Here is a 20917-nt window from a genome sequence, read left to right as displayed (position 1 = left end):
AATGTCAGATGCAACACTGAAAAGTTCACAGTTTCGTAAAGAACGTGAAGCGTCGTGGAAAGAGCTTCAGGATCTGGTGGAAAAAATAGAAAAGAAAGGCGTCAAATCGTTGGATGCGGATCAATTGATGCGTCTTCCAAATCTCTATCGTTTTACGCTTTCTTCGCTGTCTGTGGCACGAGGTGTTTCGTTAGATCGTAACCTGCTTGAATATCTTGAACTTCTTTCAACGCGGGCATATTTTTGCATCTATGGGGTACATGCCAGTTTTGGGAGAACGGTTTTCAAATTCCTGTTTGAAGATCTTCCCGCAGCGGTCTGGAATGCACGTTGGCGCATATTATTGACAACCATTATTATGCTTGTTGCCGGGCTTATCGCCTATTACCTGACGATTACAAACGAAGAGTGGTATTACACGATTGTAAGTGATGGTATGTCCAGTGGGCGTACGCCGGCCAGTGCAACAGAAGATTTACGCAAAGGTTTGTACGATGGTGCTGACATTGAAGCGCATGAATTAAATGTCTTTGCGTCATCCTTATTCTCGCACAATTCGTCTGTTGGCATGTTTTCTTTTGCGCTTGGTTTTGCTCTTGGTGTGCCAACGATTGTGTTGATTTTTTATAATGGTCTTACTTTGGGATCATTTGTGGCGCTTTACAGCAGCCGTGGTTTGGGTGTGGATGTTGCCGGGTGGTTGTCTATTCATGGCACGACCGAGTTATTGGCGATTATTCTTTGCGGTGCTGGTGGGCTGGGGCTTGCCAAGGGAATGATTATGCCGGGACGTCAATCCAGACTTTCAAACCTTGCGCATGAAGGGCGACAGGCGGCAAAGATTGTTATTGGTGCTGTGCTTATGCTTTTGATTGCGGCAATACTCGAAGGCTTTGGCCGTCAGTGGATAACGGATACATCTACACGCTTTTTGATCGGTGGTTCTATGCTTGCGTTCTGGGCGGTGTATTTTGGTTATTGGGGGCGTAAGATATGCAACAGACAGTGACGCCCTCTAACTCTAAGGCATCTTCTTCAAAAGCATCTGGACCAAATAATAAACAGGTTAAAGCTAGAGCTTTTAAACCTAGAAAAGAGAAAAGTCCCCAAAAAGAAAAAAGTCACTGGCGACGGGTTATTACGCCCGAGGGCGTGCCAGTTAGTTTTCAGCTGGCTTCCCGGGGGGATCGTCTGGCTGCTGTTTTGCTGGATTTGATGATTGTATACGGCTTGCCGTTGCTCATTATCCTTGGGTTTATTTTCTCTAATCTCTGGGAAAACCTGCTGGAAAAGGAAGAGTTTCTCTATGTTCTCTTTTCCTTTATCACGGTTCTTTTGTTTCTCTGGTATAATTTTTACTTCAGCTTTTTTGAAATTAAATGGCAGGGGCGAACACCGGGAAAACGTGCCTTGGGCATCCGGGTTGTTGATCGCAAGGGGGGGCAATTGAAGCCTGATGCGGTTTTTGCGCGGAATTTGATGCGTGAACTGGAACTATTCCTTCCGATTTCGATGCTCTTTTCTCCTTTTGCATCCGGATATGATGGACTCATTGATCTCTTGATTTGGGTTTGGCTTGGTGTTTTCATTTTTCTCCCTTTCTTTAACAAGGATCGTTTAAGGGCAGGGGATATGATTGCAGGAACCTGGGTTGTTAAAATACCGAAAACAAACCTGTTGGGTGACATCGTTCAAGATAAAGATACGCTGGGTTCCAGAATGAAAAGCCGCTCTGCCAAGACTGGGCAAGAGGAACTGTACAGTTTCTCGGATGAACAGGTTGATGCCTACGGCATTTATGAATTGCAAACGCTGGAAGAGTTACTACGAAAGCCTGAGGTTGCTCCCAAAACGATCAAGGAAGTCACCGAGCGCATCAAAGTAAAAATCAAATGGGTTGAACCGCCAAAGGCCGAGACATCTTCATTTTATTGGAAAGATCACAAAGGAACGAATACGCAAAGTGATAAGGCTTTTCTCAAGGCCTATTATGCTGCGTTACGTAAAAGGCTTGAAGCCAAGATGCTCTTTGGTGTTCGCCGGGAAAATAAACATGATAAATGATCATGATGTGAAATTGGAAAATAACTGGGGAAATAGTTCTTTAAATCTGGGTAAGGTTTTAAAGGACAGCTTTGTCGTTTATTTCTCGAATAAATTTTGGATTTTTACGACCTTGGTTCTGCTATTCAAAATTCCCTATGTTCTATGGTCCTTATTTTCTGGCTATTACCTGTTAGATATAGAAAATTCTACTGTAGATATAGGATGGGATGAGCACGTTATTGCTTATCTTTTATTGGCACTCCCGTTGTTCCTTGCTGAGGCAGCTGTTGTTTATGGTACTTTTTTACATATTTCTGACAAGAAAATATCAATCCGGGAATGTGTGTTAAACAGCTTGTTTAACTTCATACCTGTCTTGGCAGTTGGTATTATCATGATCGTATCATTTTATATTGGGCTTGCACTTCTGATTGCTCCTGGAATTTTTGCGATGGTTCTGTTGTATGTTGCTATTCCTGTAATCGTTGTAGAGCAACCGGGTATTATTGCTAGTTTAAAACGAAGTAGTGAACTATCGCGGGGTAGTCGTTGGCCTCTGGCTGGATTGTTTCTTATTTCAATTTTTATGGCGGTTGTTTTTTCATATGGAATAATATTCTTAAAAGACTTGACTGCAGCGCCTATTTATTTTGTTACAGGGGAGATAATCAACTCAGTTGTAGCTGCATATTGGCTTGTTGTGTCTGCATTTACCTATGTTGGATTGCGTCAGTTACAGGAAGGCCCAACAAAAAAGCAAGTGGCTTCTATTTTCGAATGATCTGAGAAGCACTAACCAATTGAAGTGAATTATGCTCTGGGATAGAGTCCTTTAGTTTCAATTTTTTGGGTCGAATTATTATCTGAGGGGGTAATATGAGTAATTTGAATGAGAGCGTTGTTGGCCAGTTTAATATTGGTGACACGTTAGCCACGACGTTTAGTGTTTTCCTGAAACGTTTTATTCCGCTGAATCTATTGGTGTTGATCTTTCAATTACCAATGCTGATCTGGTCTGTATCTTCTGGGTTATTCACGGCAAGCGTTGAGAACCCGGAAGCTGTCCTTAATACTATGGGTAACCAATTTATCTGGATTATGATTGTTTCTACAATTATGTCCTTTGCTTCAGCCGCTGCCGTCGTTTACGGGGTTTTTCTGGATATCACAGGACGCAATATCAATATTGGTGAGTGTTTGTCCAAAAGCCTGAGTGTTTTGGTTCCGGTTATTCTATCCGGTCTTTTGGCCTACATTGCTATCGTTATTGGTATTGTATTGCTAATTGTTCCGGGTATCTTTGCCGCAATATGCTTTTTCGTTGTGATACCTGTTGTGGTTGTTGAGCGCCCAGGCATCTTTGCCAGTCTTGGAAGAAGCGCTGACCTTACCAAAGGTAACCGCTGGTCTATCCTCGGGCTTTTCCTGATCATTATGGTTATTGCTATTGTTTTAGGATTTGTAAGTAACTTTATCACGATTTTCTTTGTAGGGACGAGCTTGAGTGTCGTTGCTATTGTTATCTCAACCGTGGTTCAGGTCATTACAACGACCTTCTTTCTTATTGTTGGTGCTGTGACATACAACAATCTGCGTAATAGCAAAGAAGGTGTTTCCTCTGGTGAAATTGCCTCTGTCTTTGATTAAGTAAATTGCCCCACTAGATTAAAGAAAAGCCGGAGCGGTTTCGTTTCCGGCTTTTCTTTATGGCATGGTAAAATCTTGGTATGCAGAATAATCATTCAGATGAGACGGTCGAATAAATGTCAACACAGCACGCATCGCATAAACAGGTTATCAATCGTCTTAAACGGGCGCATGGTCATATGCATAAGATTATGGAAATGCTCGAAGAAGAACGATCCTGTGTTGACGTCGCGCAACAGTTATATGCCGTTGAAAAAGCTGTGGTTAAAGCCAAGAGGCTGTTAATTCATGATCATATTGATCATTGTTTGGGGCAGGGTGATCAAGATGCGCGATCCAGCCAAACTCTGGATGAGTTGAAAGAGATTACAAAGTATCTTTGATGTTATTTCTTTTTCAAATGATAAGTCAGTGCCAGAGAGATACAGTGCTGTAGTGCTTGTGTTTTGAGAGCATCCTCTATTTTGAACAAGATTGCCCTGTTGCCGCTATATGTGAATTCTGTTGGATATAGCTCGCGAAACTGGTCAAGCAGGTTGGTCTGACAATGCACATAAAGAGCGTATTGCCCCTGATCATCACCTGTTTTATCAATACGAATTGTTGTGCCGCTTTTACTTTTTGTCGTCAGAAAGCTTGGCTGCCCCCATTTTAAGCTTTCCTCAACCGGACCGACATCAGGAATACCAGCGACTGTATCCAGTATTATTTCCCTGAGGTCGAGAAGCTTTTTGCGTAGGTCCGCAGAATATTTTTCATATGCAGGAGCAACGTTATCTGGCAAGGGACTGGAAGTCATTTGGTTTTATGCCTCGAAAGAATATATTTCCAGTAAGTTCTTTACATGCCAGTAGTTTAACCCAAAAGATGCCTGACTGTATAGCTACAGCCTAGCTTATAGAGATCAGGCATCTTATTCAGTCATCATTTCTTTTCTATTTCAGCAAGATAGGCCTTGATCGCACCGTCCATTCCATAGATCAGGGCATCAGCGGTGAGCGCGTGACCAATAGACACTTCATCTGTCCAGGGAATTGCTTGTAGAAAATGGGCGAGATTATCCAAATTTAGGTCGTGTCCGGCATTAACACCAAGGCCTGCATCGCGGGCGGTAATCGCTGTGTTCTTGTACAAGGAAAGTACCTGTTCCCGATCATCCCGAAAGAAACATTCGTAGTAGGGGCCAGTATAAAGCTCGACACGATCAGCACCTATTTCTGCAGCAGCAAGGGCGACATCAGGATCGTGATCAATGAAAACAGATACGCGTGCATTTTGGGCGTGAAGCCGATCAACGATCTCTTTGAGTCTGTCTTTGTTGTTGCGAATATCCCAGCCATGGTCAGATGTGTTTTGGTCCGGATCATCTGGTACCAACGTGACTTGCTCTGGTTTGGTATCTGCAACGAGCTGCATGAATTCTTCTGTCGGATTACCTTCGATATTGAACTCTATAGGTGCGCTATATTCTTCGCGAAGCATTCTGGATAGGTTATAGACATCTGATTTTCGTGTATGTCGTTGATCCGGTCTCGGGTGGACTGTTATACCGCCTGCACCTGCTGCCAAGGCAATCTTTGCCATTCCGGTAATACTTGGGTAATCAATGTCCCGTTGATTACGTAACAGCGCAACTTTGTTTAGGTTGATGCTTAAAACAGTCATTTTTTCCTCATATTGTTATGGTAACAATATAAATTGTTGTAGTATTCACTAGAATAATGTTCTTATTATTGTTCTAGTCAATAAAAACATTGTTGGGGTAACAATGTGGGTGCCACAAAATCTTGATTCAAAAGTATCAGTCTATCGCGCAATAACGGACTGTTTGGCGCTTGATATTGAACAAGGACGCCTTGTGGAGGGGGAAAAGCTTCCCCCAATGCGCGACCTTGCGGATGAGCTAGGTGTTACTGTGGGGACGGTTTTGCGTGCCTATGACCTTGCGGAACAGCGAGGCTTGCTTGTCAAGCAAACGGGACGGGGGAGCTTTGTTCGCGCCCACAGGGATAATGAGCAGTACAGGCAGGATGCATTGGATGAAACAGGGGCTGTTGACCTTAGTCGTAACACGCCCCCTTTTATTAATCTGGAAGCACAATTACGGCGCTCACTCATTGAGATTGGCAAAGATAGTAATCTTGATGGCATGCTTGAGTATGGTCAAAGTCAGGGGCTGTTGCGCCATCGTGAAGTTCTGGGTGAGTGGCTTGGGGGACGCGGTTTTAATGCTAACCCTGAACGCTTAATTATAACAGGTGGGGCGCAACAGGCGCTAACAGCAGCTTTGGGGGCGTTGACATCACCCGGTGATACTGTGCTGGTTGAAGAGCTTTCCTACCCTGGTATCAAAAACTATGCACGTTTCTTTGGCATTAATCTTGTTCCCGTAGCTTTGGACGAAGGCGGTTTGGTGCCGCAATCTGTGGAGCAGGCTTGCCTCAGAAATTCTGTCAAAGCCCTTTATTGTATGCCTTTTGCCCATAATCCGACCACCGCAACGATGTCTGAGGCGCGGATTGCTGAAATAGCAAAAATGGCAGATCAATACGGTTTCTTTGTCATTGAAGATGATGTCAATCCAAGGAGTCCTAAGTCTGATTTCAAGCCGATCGCAGCCTATAACCCTGAACGCACTGTTTATATCAGTAGCTTGTCGAAAACCATTTCTCCGGGGCTGCGTGTTGGTACTTTAATGCCGCCGCAAGGATTGCTGTCACAGTTTTTGGCCGCAAGTCAGACGACCAGTTGGATGGCACCACCTCTGATGGCCGAGGTTGCATGCCACTGGATCAAGGATGGCACAGCGAATGAATTGGAATTGCAGCGCAATACAATAACAGCCAACTTACTCAAACAGGCAGCTACTTGCCTTGGAGATATTTCCTACAGCTTTAACGATGCAACGTCTCATCTTTGGATCCCTTTGAAGGGTACTTGGAAAGCCGAAGAGTTTGCTGAAACTCTCGGGTTAAGAGGCGTTAGAGTTTCACCCTCAAGCATCTTCGCTGTTGACCCCGTTTCCGCACCATCGGGGGTGCGTATTAATCTGACGAACATTGACGATACCCTTCTTAAGCAATCCCTCACAGCAGTGGTCGAACTTCTCAACAGTGTGCCTCAGGCAACCAAGTTTCAGATGTAATGTCTAGGTGAGTATTTTGATTTGTTTGACGTGAGCTTGGAAATATAATAATTAACTTGTTAGTTAATTTTCTTTTTGGTTAAGGTATGGATAATCTAAGCGATACATTTTTTGCGCTATCTGACCCAACGCGACGGGCAATTCTATTAAGACTGTCGAAGGGGGAAGCAACTGTGGGGGAGTTGGCTCAGCCTTTTGAGATGTCTGCCCCGGCGATCACAAAGCATCTGAAGATCCTTGAACGTTCTGGACTTATCCGCAAAGAAAAAGATGGTCAGTTGCGTCGCTGTATTTTGCAGGAAAAGCCGTTGAAAGGTGCGTCTGAGTGGCTGGAGCAATACAATCATTTTTGGGAAAGCAGTTTTGATAAGCTTGATAATACCTTGAAGGCGATGGTGGCAGAAGGGCATTTTGAAGAGGGATCAGATTAGATGACTGAACATAGAAATAGGGAAAATTTTTCTGATCAAATTTCTTCTTCTGATTTGACCTTGGAAATTACACGTCGCTTTGCCGCACCAAGGAAAACGGTTTTCAAAGCATTGACCCAACCCGAGGTATTTAAAACTTGGTGGGGCCCTAAAGGATGTGAGTGTAGCCTCTGTGAGATGGATTTTCGTGTCGGCGGTCAGTGGAAAACAATATTGGAAAATACGGGCGGAGATTGTTCTTCTAATCAAGTTGGCGGTATTTACACTGAGGTAGAGGATCCTTCCAAGTTGGTCTTCACGTGGGCTTGGATTGGGCATGATGGAATTCGCGGGCATGAGACCGAAGTGACAATCTTGCTCCATGATGAAGGTGAGAAAACCTTGATGGAGTTTTCTCAAAAGATTTTTGCTGACACAGAACAATGTGATCTACATCGCAAAGGATGGGAAAGCTCCTATGATTGTCTCGATGAAGTTCTTGCGGGGAAATAAACCTAACCATTTGGCATTACTCTAATGCTTAAAACACTTAAAAGATAAGAAGGGAAAATACATGGGATGCCCGGTCGTACATTTTGAAATTATCTCTGAAGACGCAGAAAAGGCACAAGCTTTTTATGGTGACCTCTTTGGGTGGGATATTGATGTTGATAACCCTATGAACTACGGCATGGTTGATACCGAGAGCGATGAGAAGGGAATTAATGGTGGTATTGGCGAAGATATGGCCGATACTGGGGGACATCTGACTTTTTATGTTGAAAAGTCCCTTCTGTAGAAGAAACGTTGAAGCGGGCCGTTCAAAAGGGGGGAAGCATTGTTCTGGAGGCAATGGATATTCCCGGTGGACCGACAATCGGTCTTTTTAATGACCCCGACGGGCGTCGCGTCGGGCTTGTTGAGGCGTAGTTACAAAATCAGCATTATAAGCTCTGTCATTCTGGCAGAGCTCTTGGGGCGTTTCATGACCTTGTGCGCGTCGTAATCGCTTGATTTAAAATATGGAATTCATGTTAGGGCCGAATTAAACGCTACATTCTTTTATTTTTAATTTTGATAGTTTCAGTTGCATACGAACATTATTGTCCGGTAAAAGATCGGTTACCATCAGATCGAGATCTTTAAAGGAAGCGACCTTTACATTTGCAGGTCTGTTCCATTTTGTATTATCTGCGACAAGAATCTTTTTACGACTATTTTCCAGAATAGACTGCGTCACATAGGCTTCATCAGGCTTGAAGTCCATCATGCCATACGCAGGATCTAATCCGCCTGTCCCAACAATAGCGTAGTCAGCTTTGAAAGAGGAAAAGAAGCGGATAGTTTCAACCCCGACCAAATCGTGATCGCTCTGTCTCAGACGTCCTCCAGAGACATGTGTATCAATATTTTCGTTGTTACAGAGGATAGCCGCTGCTTTGAGGTTGTTGGTCAGTACACGCAAGTTTTGAAACTTGAGAAGGGCATTGGCTACAGAACCGACGGTTGTCCCAATACCTAGAAAAATTGTGGAACCGTCCGGTATCTGATCTGCAACAGCTTGCGCTATTTCGTCTTTGTTTTTTGCATTCATCACCTGTCTTGTGTTGAAAGACAGGTTTTCAATAGCTGAAGGTAAGCAGACACCACCATGTACACGTCTGAGCAACCCGGTTTCGCAGAGGGCGTTTATATCCTTGCGAATGGTTTGAGTACTTAACTGAAAATGGTTAGACAGGTCTTCAATGCTTAGGGCATCTTCCCGGCTGGTCCATTCCAATATTTGGTTTTGTCTCTCGCTCAGACGCATGACTGAATTGTTGTATAATTAAAGATAATGGTGAGTACTGTAATTTAGAGAATCTTGATTTATCTTGTTGTTCCTGTTGGTGTATTAGGCTACGGCTTGTAATCTCTTCCGGGTTATTGTATGGAAGAAATGAAGTTTTTCCCGTTTAAAATAAACATGGAAAGTATCGCCTTCAGTAAATTCGGTTTTACCCCTAACGCGAACAACTAAATCATCATTGAAACCCTCTGAATTACCATAAATCAGACTGTCGGCACCAAGTGGTTCTATTGCGGAGACTTTCAGTTTCAAATCTGAAGAATTGCTGTCAACAATTTCTATATCTTCAGGTCGAATTCCTAGTATGGCTTCTGGTTGTTCGATATTTGTTTTTATATCCAGGATCTTTCCGGAAACAGGAATTTCGATTTTATTATCTTTTGTTTTCACGGAGAGAAAGTTCATAGCGGGTGAACCAATAAAGCCGGCCACGAAAGTGGTTTGAGGGTGTTCATAGAGATTCATGGGTGTACCAATTTGTTCTGCGATACCCTTGTTCATAACGATAAGTCTGTCGGCCATTGTCATGGCTTCTACCTGATCATGAGTAACGTAGAGGCTCGTTACCTTAAGGCGTTTTTGAAGTTTCTTTATTTCCAAACGCATTTGGACGCGTAATTTTGCATCAAGGTTTGATAAAGGCTCATCAAATAAAAATACCGAAGGGTTGCGTACTATCGCCCGCCCCATAGCAACCCGTTGACGTTGCCCTCCTGAAAGTTGCCTTGGTTTTCTCGTCAAGTAATCACTTATCTGGAGTAATTTTGCGGCATTATTAACGCGATTTTCTATTTCGCTTTTTGCAAGTTTTTGGATCTTCAGGCCATAAGCCATATTTTCAAAGACACTCATATGTGGATAAAGAGCGTAATTCTGAAAGACCATTGCAATATCACGGTCTTTAGGTTCAAGCGTATTTACTACTTGATTATTAATAGAAATGTCACCACTTGTTATGGTTTCAAGTCCCGCTACCATCCGTAACAGGGTTGATTTTCCACATCCAGAAGGGCCAACAATGACAATAAACTCGCCATCTTGAATATTGATGTCTATCCCGTGAATAATTTGATCATTGCCATAGGATTTTGTGATTTGATTGATATGGACTTCAGCCATCGTCTATTTCTCCGTTTCCGTCAGGCCTTTGACGAATAGTTTCTGCATTATCAATACGACAATAGCAGGAGGTAACATTGCCATGAGGGCTGTCATCATGATCAAGTGCCAGTCAGGAGCTTGTTCTGCAGCTTCCAGCATTTGTGATATTCCCATTACGACGGTGTACATATCGCGATCTGTGGTTATTAACAAAGGCCACAGGTACTGATTCCATCCATAGATAAACAGAATAACAAAAAGAGCAGCAATATTGGTTCTGGACATGGGAAGCAAGATGTCCTTAAAGAACCTGAGAGGACTTGCTCCGTCAATACGTGCAGCTTCGAGTAGTTCATCTGGTATTGTTAAAAACACTTGCCTGAACATGAATGTTGCTGTTGCTGAAGCAATCAAGGGAATACTCAATCCCCAGTAAGTATCAAGCATGTTCAAATTGGCTACAACGGCAAATGTCGGCAAAATACGTACCTCTACCGGAAGCATGAGTGTTACAAATATCATCCAGAAAAAGGCAATTCGGAAGGGAAAACGAAAATACACAATGGCAAATGCTGATAATAGAGAAATACTGATTTTACCAACTGCAATCAGAATAGCCATAATCAAGCTATTAAATAGCATAATTCCTACAGGAGGACTTCCTGATCCTTCCAGACCGCTAAACAGGACTAGTTTCAGGTTCACCAGAAATTGATTACCTGGAAGTAAAGGCAAAGGAACTTGTGTCATACGAACAGCATCATGTGTTGATGCAACAAACGTAACCCAAAGGGGAAAAGCGACAACAAGAACGCCGCACAGTAATACCAGATGGGAAAAGAAGGTCGTGAGCGGACGATTTTCAATCATGTCAATATGCAACCTTTTTCTCAACATACCGGAATTGCACCGCGGTTAGAATAATGACGATCACCATGAGGATGACTGATTGAGCTGCGGACCCACCCAGATCTAAGCCAACAAAACCATCGTTGAAGACCTTGTATACAAGGATTTGTGTCGAATTTGCCGGGCCGCCCTGAGTGACGGCATGGATAATTCCAAATGTTTCAAAAAAAGCATATACGATATTGATGACAAGCAAGAAAAATGTTGTTGGTGAAATAAGGGGAAATATAATTGTCCAGAAACGTTTCGTCGGACCTGCACCGTCAATTGCAGCGGCTTCTATAAGTGATTTGGGGATGGCTTGCATTCCTGCCAGGAAAAACAAAAAATTATAGCTGATTTGCTTCCATGCGGCCGCGATAACAACAAGTAACATTGCCTGGTCACCGTTTAATTTGTGATTCCAGCTATACCCCAGAAAGTTAAAAATATAAGTTATAATTCCTAGTGTCGGGTCGAAAATGAAAACCCAGAGAGCCCCTGCAATTGCGGGAGCAACGGCGTAAGGCCAGATTAGCAAAGTGCGGTAGGTGGTGGCTCCTTTTATAACGCGATCAGCCATGGCAGCCAGTATAAGAGAAACCCCCATTGATAACCCGGCGACCAGAATTGAGAAAATAACAGTTGTTTTGAAAGCCCCCAAATAATAGGGGTCATTCATTAACTCTTTATAGTTATCAAACCAAACAAATTCAGTGCTGAGACCAAAAGCATCTTCTACAAGGAATGATTGATAAAGGGCCTGAGTTGCAGGCCAAATAAAAAAGATAATGGTTATCGCAACTTGCGGAGCTACCAATATGTACGGTAGGGCCGAGACATTAAAATGTACCCGTTTAATCATGATGAGCCTGAGTAGAAAAAGACAGTTCAGCGATACTAAATAGTCGGGCGCCTTTAAAAGACACCCGACTATAATATTTATAAAGTATTGTTATTTATTTGCTTTTTCAAACTTACGAAGAAGCTTGTTACCACGCTCTACAGCCGTGTCCATAGCATCATCCGCAGACTTGGAATCGTTCCATACAGCTTCAAGTTCTTCGTTAATGATGTCACGGATTTGAACAAAATTCCCGTAACGCAAACCGCTTGAATTTAGTGTGGGTTCATTCAGGCTTAGTTGCTTAATTGCAGTGTCAGTACCCGGGTTGCTTTCATAAAAACCCTGCTCTTGACTCAGGCTATATGCAGCTTTGGTAATTGGCACGTAGCCTGTTTCTTGATGCCACCATGCTTGCACTTCGGGGGAGGATAAATAAGTCATAAACTTGGCAACACCTTTATAATCGTCTTGATCGTGACCCTTCAAGGTCCATAGTGTTGCTCCGCCAATAATGGAATTTTGAGGTTTCGAGACAACGTCGGAATAGAAGGGAAGCATTGCTTGACCAAAATCAAACTTGGCCTGTTCTTTAATTGAGCCATAGTATGCAGATGAATTCATCCACATTGCACATTCACCGTTTGTAAACTTGGGTAAGCTGTCTCCGCGACGTCCGCCGTAGTCAAACAGACCATCTTTTTGCCATTGACCAAGGTTTTTGATATGGCGTTTCACCGTTTTGTTGTTAAAAGTGAGTTCTGTGTCTAATCCAGAGAAACCATTATCTTTGCTGCCTGTAGGCATGTTGTGCCAAGCACTGAAATTCTCAATCTGAACCCATGATTGCCATCCAAATGAAAAACCGCATTTCGATCCGTTGGCAACAAGTTTTCTAGAGGCTTCTTCCATTTCTTTCCAGGTTGTTGGAACAGCTTCAACCCCGGCTTTTTTAAATGCATCCTTGTTATACCAAAGAACAGGTGTTGAACTATTGAAAGGCATTGAGAGCAGTTTGCCATTCGGAGATGTATAGTAGCTGACAACAGCTGGTAGATAATCTGAGCTGTCGAATTCTTCGCCAACATCTTTCATAAGTTGTTCAATAGGATACACTGCACCTTTTGCAGCCATCATTGTTGCTGTACCAACCTCGAATACCTGAACAATATGAGGTTGTTTTTTTGCGCGAAAAGCTGCAACTGCGGCTGTCATTGTTTCCGTATAGTTACCTTTGTATACCGGGACGACTTTATAGTCAGACTGGGTCGCATTGAAATCTTCGGCAATTTTATTCACACGATCACCGTTGGCTCCACCCATAGCGTGCCACCACTGAACTTCGGTTGCAGCATTTGCCACGTTAATTGTCGCCAGGCACGAAAAAGCGCTAATGGCCATGAAAGTACTTTTAAACATAGAGATAACTCCCTGTGGGTAAGTATTGGAAGAATAAATCAGACCCGTTTGTCGGGTTCATTTGAACCATTTATAGCCTTCATATGAAACTATAACTACAAAAATAGGTCAAATAAAAGACAAAATACAACTCCAAGGATTTTCCAGAAATTCCACGCATTGACTCCGTTTTACCTATGGTTGCTATACTTTTTTCTTAAAGTTTATTGGTGGAAAATTGGTATCTTAAGTGTATTCAAAGTGGTTACTATTTTTGTGGATTTAAATTGTGACATCTCGTTGAGTTATCTTTCCTATTTAAAATTATGATATGCTTTGCACTGTTTCTGTAGATTTCTGAGAATTAAATTTCATGAAAGTATTAAACAAAATGCTTCTAAGGGCATTACTCATGTGCTTCCTAATTGTTGGCGCAATGCCGCCCGCTAAGGCTAATACAGATTTAACCAGGCGTTTTGATGAAGCATTGTCTTCTTGGGAGTTTGTTCTTTATGAAACAGCACAAAATTTGGAGCGTATTAATTTAAATCAGAATGATTTTGAAAATGCACGTGATCAGCTTGAAGTGGTTCGTACGGAATCAAGAGAAATTATTGCTCAACTGCTCCCCATTCAAGCACAACTAAACAGACAGCTAAAAGGGTTGGGACCCTTACCTGAAAAAGGTCAGGCACCAGAGACAGAGCAAATTGTTACTATACGTCAAAAGCTCGAATCAGAACTTTCGATTGTTAATAGTCAAATAAAACAAGCAGAGCTAATTTCCCCGCGGATTGACGAGCTTATCGATCGATACAGCAAAATGGAACGGCAACTATTTGTCCGGGAAGTTTTTAGCAGAGGTCCAGTGCCAATCTCTCGATCATTATGGCAAGAAGCCATGGATCTCAGTCAGACGGATTGGCAGTCTTTTCTTGCTCAACTGAAGCTGGAAGTGAGGACTTTAAGCTCGGATATTCAGTGGGAACAGGTTATTCCTCTGTGGATTATTGTTCTTGCTGCTGCGTTTGTTGTCTCTCTTTTATTGCGCGTTATGCGAAGGCGATACGGTGTAGAGGTCAGCGCTGTTCGCCCGGATTATCATAAAAGAGTTCTTGCTGCTTCTCTGTACGCTTTAAGGCGGGCATTGATACCAATTACTTGTCTGGTTTTGGTGACAGGCACACTTGTTTGGGGGGATGTACTGGAACCGGCGATAGAGCAAATGCTCAAAGCCGTAATTTTGGGGCTTTTGTTTTTAACAATTGCCGAAGCGATAACAAAAGCGACATTGTTTCCCAAACGTTCATCTTGGCGAATTCTCGCCATGTCCATACCTGCGGCACATCAGGTGAGGGTAATTGCCATTATCATCGCCTTCACATTTTCAGTTGATTTGATTATCCGTGTGATAAATGAGGTCATTGATGCGTCGGTAAGCCAGCATCTGATCGGGAACTTCATTACCGCTACTGCTATGGCCACGCTTGTTATTTTGCTTCACAGGAAAAGCTTGTGGCGATTAGCAGGCAAGGTTCCCGAAGAGATTATCAAGATTTCAAACCTCTGGTCTCGCTTTCGAAAAGCAATTGTTGCGTTTATGTCCGTTATGATTGCCGCGGCTTTTGTGGGCTTTATTCCTTTGGCACATTTTGCCGTATTTAACCTTGTCGCGACGCTAGAGCTATTTTTACTGTTACTTCTTGTACATGTGATTGTGCACGAAGTTACTCATTATGAGCTTTCGGGTGATGCAGATATCGGACGCAGTTTGCGGAATATTCTTTCTCTGGATGATGACGGTGCTGACCGACTTGGTTTTTGGATTGTTTTCGGTGTTGGTTGTGCCTTGATCCTGCTCGGGATTGTCGGAACCTTATTGATCTGGGGAATGAGTGGGCAACGCCTGTTCAACGTTATTCAAACAGCATTGACCGGCTTCAAGATCGGGGAAGTCCGTATCTCGCTTATTGATATTGCTGTTGCAGCTGTTCTTTTCCTTGGTTTATTGGCCTTAACAAAGGTCTTTGCCAATGTTCTTGATGAAAGACTGTTACCAAAGACAAAACTTGATTCAGGGGTTCGGAACGCGATTAAAGCGTCTGTTGGTTATGCCGGGCTGACACTCGCTGTTCTGGTCGGGGTGTCTGCCGCGGGATTTGATCTGTCAAACGTCGCGATTATTGCGGGTGCTCTTTCTGTCGGGATTGGTTTTGGGTTGCAATCCATTGTGAATAACTTTGTTTCTGGCCTGATTTTGATCTTTGAACGCCCTATAAAGCAAGGTGACTGGGTTGTGGTTGGAAACGAAGAAGGCTACGTCCGGAAAATCAAGGTGCGGGCAACTGAACTCGAAACCTTTGACCGTGCGTCGGTCATTATTCCGAACTCTGACCTTATTTCAGGGACGATGAAAAACTGGACGCACAAGAGCAAGGTTGGCCGTCTGGAGGTGCGTATTGGGGTCTCCTATGATGCTGATGAGGAGCAAGTTAGGGATATCTTGACCGAGATTGCAAAAAATCATCCAGGCATTATTCCCCGGCCTGAACCTTATGTCCTGTTTATGGATTTTGGTGCCAGTTCGCTTGATTTTGAATTAAGGGCTTATTTAAGGGATGTCGAGAGCAGATTAAGTATCGAAAGTGATTTGAGGTTTTCAATTCGAAAAGCTTTTATGGAAGCCGGAATTGGTATTCCTTATCCACAGCAGGAAATTTTTATCAAAGAGTTTCCGGGCGCTCATGTGGTTGAAAACAAAATGATTTCTGTACCGAAACCCAAAGATAAGAAGCAGGATAAGGAAATAGAGTAGTTTTCGACTGGAGTGCACAAAAATTTGGGATTTTTGTGGTTATTTAAGGTTATTTCTTGAAATGAAGTTGTTTGAGCGGCATAAAGATAATCGATTTATCTTTTGGGGTTATTATGTCTGCTTCGTCTCGCCAGCAAGAAATATTACGGGCAATTCGCTTGAAAGGCACCTGTGCCATATCTGAAATTGCGACGTCTCTTTCTGTTTCAGAAGAAACTATCAGGCGTGATATCAAGCCAATGGTTGCCAAAGGACTTGTCATTAAAACCCATGGCAAGGTTACCATGCCGGATGATGTCAAAGAGCCGCCGTTCCATATGCGTATGCAGGAAAATATGGACGCCAAAGTCAAGATTGCCACCGCTGTTTCTCGTATGATCGAAGATGGTGAGACAGTTTTTTTACATCCCGGATCGACAACCAATTATGTGGCGAGAGCTCTGTGTGATCACAGTGATCTGGTGATCCTGACAAATTCTGCTGAAATTTCTCGGACCTTGGTGAGTGGAGAAGGCAACGAAGTCTATATGGCGGGGGGATTGTTGCGGACAGACGATGCCGCCTCTGTCGGGCCAACGGCAATTGAGTTTATCAAAACATTTCAGGTCAAAACGGCTGTGTTTTCAATCGGGGCGGTTAGTCCCGCTGGTTTAATGGACTTCCGGCTCAGTGAAAAAGAGTTTTGTCAGGTTGTGATGGAACGTTCTGAGCGGGTAATTGTTGTCGTTGACCATACAAAGTTCGAGCGCAAAGGTATCGTCCATATATCCAGTCTCGAAGACATGGATCTTCTGGTGACAGATAAAGAGCCACCCCAAGAGCTTCAGGATGCTCTTGAGGAAGCCGGGGTAGAGACTTTAATCGCGACTTGAACTCAGCAAGTTAAGCGAATGCAAATTCAGTGAATTAACTGGATACTGCTTCGCGCCATCTGTCGGATATTCTCATGCCCCAATAAACGCTCTGCGCCGCCAGGGGACCAAAGATACCACCGTTCCATTCCAGCTCAAAGGCTTGAAAAAGCTTGTGACGGTCAGATGTTTTGCTTATGCCCTCGGCAACAAGACGCCCCCCTATAGGTGCTGTGTTCATGCCGTGCCCACCAAAAGCGGTACAAGACCAGACACCGGGTTTTAATTCACCGATATAGGGCATCTTGTGACGGGCATAGGCCATTAAACCCGTCCAGGCCATATCAATCTTCACGTCCGACAATTCCGGATAAACGTTTGTGATATCCTGTTTTAACAGGTGGGCAAGGCGTTTGGGTTGGCTTGTTCTTGTGGTGATTCTGCCGCCCCAAAGTAAACGGTCTTCGTCAACAATGCGGTAATAGTCCGATGCCTGACGGTCATCCAGAATAGCCGCGCTGGTCTTCACCAGATCATGTACCCGCGCACCAAGCTTTTCCGTGACAACCACATAGGTTGCTATGGGTAGTAAAGCACGTCTGAGACGGTCAAAAACATTACCGGAATAGCCTCCGCCACAGAGAACAACGTCTTTTGCTTTGACGGTGCCGCCTGTCGTGTGAATTTCTTTTGTCGGACCTTCTAGATTCATTTCAATGGCTTCGGTATTTTCAAAGATCAGGCCATCTTTGTTTGTGATTTCCTGTGCGATGCCCAGACAATAGTTCAGGGGATGGAAATGAAATGCACCCTTGTCGAAATTGCCCTGATAATAACGTGGGCTTTTGAATTTTTCCTCAAGGTCATCGCGGGATAGATAGTCCAGCGGATAATTGTACTGTTCTGCCATATCATCGCAGTGTCGTTTCATACCATCCGGGTCGTTATAGCGGATGACCGACAACATACCGGGGCTTGGGTTTACGCCTTGCAAATTCAGGCAGGCAATATTGTCCCGGACCATATTGACGCCTTCAAGAGACAAGGCAAAAACTTCGCGTGCTTTATCAATGCCCAGACGCTTTTCCACAATGGCCTGACCGCCCGCAAAACCCGGCGAAACAAAGCCGCCATTGCGTCCTGATGCACCCCAGGCCACGCGGTTGGCCTCTAGAATAGTCACGGACTTTCCTCTGCCCAGAAGTTCCAGTGCACAGCTTAGTCCCGCCAGACCACCACCGACGACGCAGACATCTGTTTCCAGTTTTTTTGTCAGAGTTGGATAGCTTGAATGTTTAATAGCTGTCCGGCTGTAATAGGTATCGGGATAGGTCATTGGCGTTGCTTATTTTCTTGTTCTTAAAGGGGGAAGGCTTAAAGCCATTCGTCTTTGATTTGATAAAAGGCATAGGCCGCTTTTAAATATTGCAAACGCAGTGCTGGCAACGGAAACTTATTGAAACGTTTGCTAAAGACAATCGGTAGCTTACTCTGTGTTCTGTCTCCGGCAATCTCGTCAGCCAGCGCTTTTCCAGCCCAGCCGGACATGGCCACGCCGTTTCCATGAAAGGCGAGTGAAACCCACGCCGTTTTATCTTTATTTATTGGCCCTATGTAGGGAACGAGATCATTGGCAAAGCAAATAAACCCCTGCCAGAAATGTGTGTGTTTGACATGTGACCAAGCCGGGAAGAGCTTTTCAAAATCTGCTCTAACGCGCTTTTCAGCCAGCTTCTCCCCTGTGGCCGAGCTATCCGTTCCCCCGCGCCCGCCAAAGAGAAATCGCCCATTAGGCAAGAGTCGGAAATAATGCAACAAAATACGGCTATCATAGACCGTTGTCGTGTTGCTCCAGCCTTGATTTTGCTGTTCCTGTTCACTCAAGGGGCGCGTTACCAGAATGGAGGACAGGGCAGGGAGTAACCTTCCGGCAGCATTCGAAGACAGGTTTTCTGCGGTATAACCATTTGTGGCCATGATGACATGGTTGGCTTTGACAATACCCTGTGGTGTGTGAAGGTGATGACCGTCCACATGCTTTTCCCACTTGGTCACAGGGCTATTTCCAAAAACCTCAATACTACTGTCGCGCAAAAGGCGGGCTAGCCCTCTGGCATATTTTAACGGATGAAGGCCAAATCCGGTTGGATTATGCAGGCCGCCGTGAAAATCACCAGCCAAGCCCATTTCCCCTAATTGCTCCGGGGATAAAAGGTGAGTTTTGTGATCAAAGGTTTGGGTCAGAAAGTCTTGTTCCTGTCGAAGATCAACCATGCGGTTAGTCTTATGGGCCAGCTCAATCTCTCCATTACCCGTAACATCTGCATCAATGTTATGGGTTTCCAGAAAAGACTTCACAAAGGCCACGGATTGTTTTTGCGCTTCAAAGAAATCTTGTGTTGCTTCTAGCCCATAACGACGGATCATTTGCTGATAACTGAGCTTTGTCGACCCCATACAGCAAAAGCCACCATTACGCCCCGACGCGCCCCAACCGGGTTGGGCGGCATCAAAAACTTTCACATCAATCTGGTATTTCGTCGCCAAGCGATAGGCGGCCATCATGCCCGTGTACCCACTGCCGATAACAGCCACTTCGCACTTGGTGTCTTCTGTCAGACGTGGGAAGTCCTCTAACTCCGACGCCGTATCCCGCCAATAACTCGGTGCATGATTTTGAGCAGAGAAAGCGTGCGTATCATAAAGGTATTTCATGGCGTGCAATTAGCTTTTTAAAAGGAGGCGAGGGATGTGTGTTTTGTTTCAGAGTATTCCATGTCAGGAAATAGATTGGATCAAGATAAAATATCTTGTCGAAGTATTCACATTTCTGCCTAAAGTAATAATTAAAACATTCTATACCGAACGACGGCAAAGCTGACAAAACCACTGTTGGTCAAGATTATTACCCTCCCAGGTATGTGTTAAGGGTTTTAAGACGTTCTCGCGCGAAATATTGCCCACAAATGGCACGCTGCATGACGTTCTTCTGGATAGTAAGCTTTTAGCAAAATCCGAATCTTTGCGGCGCGGTCGTGAGATTCGAGCAAGCCAAACTGATTAAGTTCTTCATTTGAGAAAGCTAAGGGAAAGCCACCACAGTTAGACAAGGCGCTTACACTACCTTCTAGATCCACCAAATCATATCCAAGAAACTCGAACTTTAGTTTTCCAGATGGAGCCTTGGGAGAGGAAATTGGGTTTTTGAAAACGCACAGAATGTTTTTGTTAACAATTTCAGATACTTCGTTCAGAAAATAGTTCAAATCTGTAAAGTAGTCCGACATATAGTCTTCGTTGACTATGTAAGGCCAATATTCATCCTTAGTCACCGACAACACGGGTTCGCACAACAGTCCATCAAGAGATACCAACTCTTTGAGTTGTGTCAACTTTGACCATTCAATGTACTTAACCCAAGCTTTACCATCCCAAGGCCCAAACCTTTCTGTTGCAATAAAAAGTGGTTGCATCTGTTTCCCCCAGATTAACAAACAACGATTGGTAGCGCTTACGTAGCGATCTCAAGTATGGCATAGGTTATTTAGGGCTAGCAATATATGACTTTGATCCCATTGGAGTTCGAAGCATAGAAGGGTTGAAAGCAGACGCCCCAATAACAAGTTAAAAGCTGTCTAAATATTTGATAAACAACCTTTAGTGGTGTCATGTGCGTATTTTAAGTGTTCTGTTTTTTGCTATTTTACGTTTTGCTGTTGGAATTGTATGCCTTTGGTGTTTTTCCAAGGTCTTTGTCCTTAAATATCTATTTCTGTATGTGAAGTTATTTTTTATTGCTTAATTGATAAATTAGAACTTTATTCGCTGATAAAATGAACTTGGCCTTATGTAAAGTATTTCGATATATCCAATAAATAGAGGTCACGACTGCGGCATTTTGACCGGTATAGATATCTGTTGTT

Annotated in this window: 22 protein-coding genes; 12 read left to right on the top strand and 10 right to left on the bottom strand. The window is 43.7% G+C overall.

Going from position 1 to position 20917, the window contains the following annotated elements:
* Nucleotide 1 precedes the first annotated feature (1 nt).
* The 5 genes from D9A03_RS00310 (at nucleotide 2) to D9A03_RS00290 (ending at nucleotide 4076) form a co-directional block, all read left to right on the top strand.
* A complete protein-coding gene (locus tag D9A03_RS00310; protein WP_120495247.1) occupies nucleotides 2-1009 on the top strand; it encodes a stage II sporulation protein M in 1008 nt (335 codons plus the stop codon).
* Complete coding sequence (locus D9A03_RS00305) at nucleotides 994-2064, top strand: RDD family protein (protein WP_120495246.1); 1071 nt, start codon at nucleotides 994-996, stop codon at nucleotides 2062-2064. Before D9A03_RS00310 ends, D9A03_RS00305 begins: the two co-directional genes overlap by 16 nt.
* Nucleotides 2054-2827 (top strand): hypothetical protein, encoded by a 774-nt coding sequence (locus D9A03_RS00300; protein WP_120495245.1) that lies wholly within the window; start codon nucleotides 2054-2056, stop codon nucleotides 2825-2827. The genes D9A03_RS00305 and D9A03_RS00300 overlap by 11 nt, the downstream gene beginning before the upstream one ends.
* Before the next feature lie 95 nt (nucleotides 2828-2922).
* Nucleotides 2923-3693: a hypothetical protein gene (locus D9A03_RS00295; protein ID WP_120495244.1), complete on the top strand. Its 771-nt coding sequence runs from the start codon at nucleotides 2923-2925 to the stop codon at nucleotides 3691-3693.
* A gap of 116 nt (nucleotides 3694-3809) precedes the next feature.
* Nucleotides 3810-4076 carry a metal-sensing transcriptional repressor gene (locus D9A03_RS00290; RefSeq protein ID WP_120495243.1) on the top strand — a complete coding sequence of 89 codons (267 nt, stop codon included), beginning with the start codon at nucleotides 3810-3812 and terminating at the stop codon, nucleotides 4074-4076.
* A 2-nt stretch (nucleotides 4077-4078) separates the two neighbouring features.
* Here the strand turns inward: D9A03_RS00290 and D9A03_RS00285 are convergent, their stop codons facing one another.
* Together D9A03_RS00285 and D9A03_RS00280 are read right to left on the bottom strand one after the other, a co-directional pair.
* Nucleotides 4079-4492, bottom strand: a complete 414-nt coding sequence (locus tag D9A03_RS00285; RefSeq protein ID WP_120495242.1) for a DUF1801 domain-containing protein — start codon at nucleotides 4490-4492, stop codon at nucleotides 4079-4081.
* A 125-nt stretch (nucleotides 4493-4617) separates the two neighbouring features.
* Nucleotides 4618-5358, bottom strand: coding sequence for a pyridoxine 5'-phosphate synthase (locus tag D9A03_RS00280; RefSeq protein WP_120495241.1), 741 nt, complete (start codon nucleotides 5356-5358; stop codon nucleotides 4618-4620).
* Between the two features lie 109 nt (nucleotides 5359-5467).
* On the opposite strand from D9A03_RS00280, the gene D9A03_RS00275 reads away from it, so the two are divergent.
* The 5 genes from D9A03_RS00275 (at nucleotide 5468) to D9A03_RS20160 (ending at nucleotide 8178) form a co-directional block, all read left to right on the top strand.
* On the top strand, nucleotides 5468-6838 hold the full coding sequence (locus tag D9A03_RS00275) for a PLP-dependent aminotransferase family protein (protein WP_162937897.1): 1371 nt from the start codon (nucleotides 5468-5470) through the stop codon (nucleotides 6836-6838).
* Between the two features lie 86 nt (nucleotides 6839-6924).
* Nucleotides 6925-7269: a helix-turn-helix transcriptional regulator gene (locus D9A03_RS00270; RefSeq protein ID WP_120495239.1), complete on the top strand. Its 345-nt coding sequence runs from the start codon at nucleotides 6925-6927 to the stop codon at nucleotides 7267-7269.
* Nucleotides 7270-7761, top strand: a complete 492-nt coding sequence (locus D9A03_RS00265; protein ID WP_120495238.1) for an SRPBCC domain-containing protein — start codon at nucleotides 7270-7272, stop codon at nucleotides 7759-7761.
* A 61-nt stretch (nucleotides 7762-7822) separates the two neighbouring features.
* Nucleotides 7823-8047, top strand: a complete 225-nt coding sequence (locus tag D9A03_RS00260) for a VOC family protein (RefSeq protein WP_120495237.1) — start codon at nucleotides 7823-7825, stop codon at nucleotides 8045-8047.
* An 8-nt stretch (nucleotides 8048-8055) separates the two neighbouring features.
* Nucleotides 8056-8178, top strand: coding sequence for a hypothetical protein (locus tag D9A03_RS20160; RefSeq protein ID WP_256386271.1), 123 nt, complete (start codon nucleotides 8056-8058; stop codon nucleotides 8176-8178).
* Between the two features lie 115 nt (nucleotides 8179-8293).
* Here D9A03_RS20160 and D9A03_RS00255 read toward each other — a convergent pair whose 3' ends face one another.
* From D9A03_RS00255 to ugpB, 5 genes are all read right to left on the bottom strand, one after another.
* On the bottom strand, nucleotides 8294-9058 hold the full coding sequence (locus D9A03_RS00255; protein WP_120495236.1) for a DeoR/GlpR family DNA-binding transcription regulator: 765 nt from the start codon (nucleotides 9056-9058) through the stop codon (nucleotides 8294-8296).
* An 84-nt stretch (nucleotides 9059-9142) separates the two neighbouring features.
* The gene (locus tag D9A03_RS00250) at nucleotides 9143-10216 is read right to left on the bottom strand and encodes a sn-glycerol-3-phosphate import ATP-binding protein UgpC (RefSeq protein WP_120495235.1); all 1074 of its coding nucleotides are present in this window, start codon (nucleotides 10214-10216) and stop codon (nucleotides 9143-9145) included.
* A 3-nt stretch (nucleotides 10217-10219) separates the two neighbouring features.
* Nucleotides 10220-11068 carry a sn-glycerol-3-phosphate ABC transporter permease UgpE gene (gene ugpE / locus D9A03_RS00245; RefSeq protein ID WP_120495234.1) on the bottom strand — a complete coding sequence of 283 codons (849 nt, stop codon included), beginning with the start codon at nucleotides 11066-11068 and terminating at the stop codon, nucleotides 10220-10222.
* A 1-nt stretch (nucleotide 11069) separates the two neighbouring features.
* Nucleotides 11070-11951: a sn-glycerol-3-phosphate ABC transporter permease UgpA gene (gene ugpA / locus D9A03_RS00240; RefSeq protein WP_120495233.1), complete on the bottom strand. Its 882-nt coding sequence runs from the start codon at nucleotides 11949-11951 to the stop codon at nucleotides 11070-11072.
* Nucleotides 11952-12041: 90 nt separating this feature from the next.
* A complete protein-coding gene (ugpB, locus tag D9A03_RS00235; RefSeq protein ID WP_120495232.1) occupies nucleotides 12042-13349 on the bottom strand; it encodes a sn-glycerol-3-phosphate ABC transporter substrate-binding protein UgpB in 1308 nt (435 codons plus the stop codon).
* 391 nt (nucleotides 13350-13740) lie between these two features.
* Between ugpB and D9A03_RS00230 the strand changes: the two genes are divergently transcribed.
* Nucleotides 13741-16143, top strand: coding sequence for a DUF3772 domain-containing protein (locus D9A03_RS00230; protein WP_162937896.1), 2403 nt, complete (start codon nucleotides 13741-13743; stop codon nucleotides 16141-16143).
* A 113-nt stretch (nucleotides 16144-16256) separates the two neighbouring features.
* Entirely contained in the window at nucleotides 16257-17015 is a 759-nt protein-coding gene (locus D9A03_RS00225) for a DeoR/GlpR family DNA-binding transcription regulator (RefSeq protein WP_120495230.1), read from the top strand.
* Between the two features lie 34 nt (nucleotides 17016-17049).
* Here D9A03_RS00225 and D9A03_RS00220 read toward each other — a convergent pair whose 3' ends face one another.
* The 3 genes from D9A03_RS00220 to D9A03_RS00210 form a co-directional block, all read right to left on the bottom strand.
* Nucleotides 17050-18330 carry an FAD-binding oxidoreductase gene (locus D9A03_RS00220; RefSeq protein ID WP_120495229.1) on the bottom strand — a complete coding sequence of 427 codons (1281 nt, stop codon included), beginning with the start codon at nucleotides 18328-18330 and terminating at the stop codon, nucleotides 17050-17052.
* Between the two features lie 38 nt (nucleotides 18331-18368).
* Entirely contained in the window at nucleotides 18369-19709 is a 1341-nt protein-coding gene (locus tag D9A03_RS00215; protein WP_120495228.1) for an FAD-binding oxidoreductase, read from the bottom strand.
* A gap of 218 nt (nucleotides 19710-19927) precedes the next feature.
* On the bottom strand, nucleotides 19928-20467 hold the full coding sequence (locus tag D9A03_RS00210; protein ID WP_120495227.1) for a hypothetical protein: 540 nt from the start codon (nucleotides 20465-20467) through the stop codon (nucleotides 19928-19930).
* Between the last annotated feature and the right edge of the window lie 450 nt (nucleotides 20468-20917).

The sequence above is a fragment of the Kiloniella sp. EL199 genome, from assembly GCF_900313065.1.
Lineage (GTDB): Bacteria > Pseudomonadota > Alphaproteobacteria > Kiloniellales > Kiloniellaceae > Kiloniella.
Note: the sequence above shows the minus strand (reverse complement) of the source record. Positions and strands in the feature narration are given on the sequence as shown.

Bases quoted from the DNA above. Each gene is read 5' to 3' on its own strand.
- D9A03_RS00265 (WP_120495238.1), top strand. From the start codon at position 7,270: ATGACTGAACATAGAAATAGGGAAAATTTTTCTGATCAAATTTCTTCT.
- D9A03_RS00215 (WP_120495228.1), bottom strand. From the start codon at position 19,709: ATGAAATACCTTTATGATACGCACGCTTTCTCTGCTCAAAATCATGCA.
- ugpA (WP_120495233.1), bottom strand. From the start codon at position 11,951: ATGATTAAACGGGTACATTTTAATGTCTCGGCCCTACCGTACATATTG.
- D9A03_RS00280 (WP_120495241.1), bottom strand. From the start codon at position 5,358: ATGACTGTTTTAAGCATCAACCTAAACAAAGTTGCGCTGTTACGTAAT.
- D9A03_RS00210 (WP_120495227.1), bottom strand. From the start codon at position 20,467: ATGCAACCACTTTTTATTGCAACAGAAAGGTTTGGGCCTTGGGATGGT.
- D9A03_RS00310 (WP_120495247.1), top strand. From the start codon at position 2: ATGTCAGATGCAACACTGAAAAGTTCACAGTTTCGTAAAGAACGTGAA.
- D9A03_RS00295 (WP_120495244.1), top strand. From the start codon at position 2,923: ATGAGTAATTTGAATGAGAGCGTTGTTGGCCAGTTTAATATTGGTGAC.
- D9A03_RS00220 (WP_120495229.1), bottom strand. From the start codon at position 18,330: ATGACCTATCCCGATACCTATTACAGCCGGACAGCTATTAAACATTCA.
- D9A03_RS00300 (WP_120495245.1), top strand. From the start codon at position 2,054: ATGATAAATGATCATGATGTGAAATTGGAAAATAACTGGGGAAATAGT.
- D9A03_RS00225 (WP_120495230.1), top strand. From the start codon at position 16,257: ATGTCTGCTTCGTCTCGCCAGCAAGAAATATTACGGGCAATTCGCTTG.
- ugpB (WP_120495232.1), bottom strand. From the start codon at position 13,349: ATGTTTAAAAGTACTTTCATGGCCATTAGCGCTTTTTCGTGCCTGGCG.
- D9A03_RS00230 (WP_162937896.1), top strand. From the start codon at position 13,741: ATGTGCTTCCTAATTGTTGGCGCAATGCCGCCCGCTAAGGCTAATACA.
- D9A03_RS00250 (WP_120495235.1), bottom strand. From the start codon at position 10,216: ATGGCTGAAGTCCATATCAATCAAATCACAAAATCCTATGGCAATGAT.
- D9A03_RS00270 (WP_120495239.1), top strand. From the start codon at position 6,925: ATGGATAATCTAAGCGATACATTTTTTGCGCTATCTGACCCAACGCGA.
- D9A03_RS00305 (WP_120495246.1), top strand. From the start codon at position 994: ATGCAACAGACAGTGACGCCCTCTAACTCTAAGGCATCTTCTTCAAAA.
- ugpE (WP_120495234.1), bottom strand. From the start codon at position 11,068: ATGATTGAAAATCGTCCGCTCACGACCTTCTTTTCCCATCTGGTATTA.
- D9A03_RS00285 (WP_120495242.1), bottom strand. From the start codon at position 4,492: ATGACTTCCAGTCCCTTGCCAGATAACGTTGCTCCTGCATATGAAAAA.
- D9A03_RS00255 (WP_120495236.1), bottom strand. From the start codon at position 9,058: ATGCGTCTGAGCGAGAGACAAAACCAAATATTGGAATGGACCAGCCGG.
- D9A03_RS00260 (WP_120495237.1), top strand. From the start codon at position 7,823: ATGGGATGCCCGGTCGTACATTTTGAAATTATCTCTGAAGACGCAGAA.
- D9A03_RS00290 (WP_120495243.1), top strand. From the start codon at position 3,810: ATGTCAACACAGCACGCATCGCATAAACAGGTTATCAATCGTCTTAAA.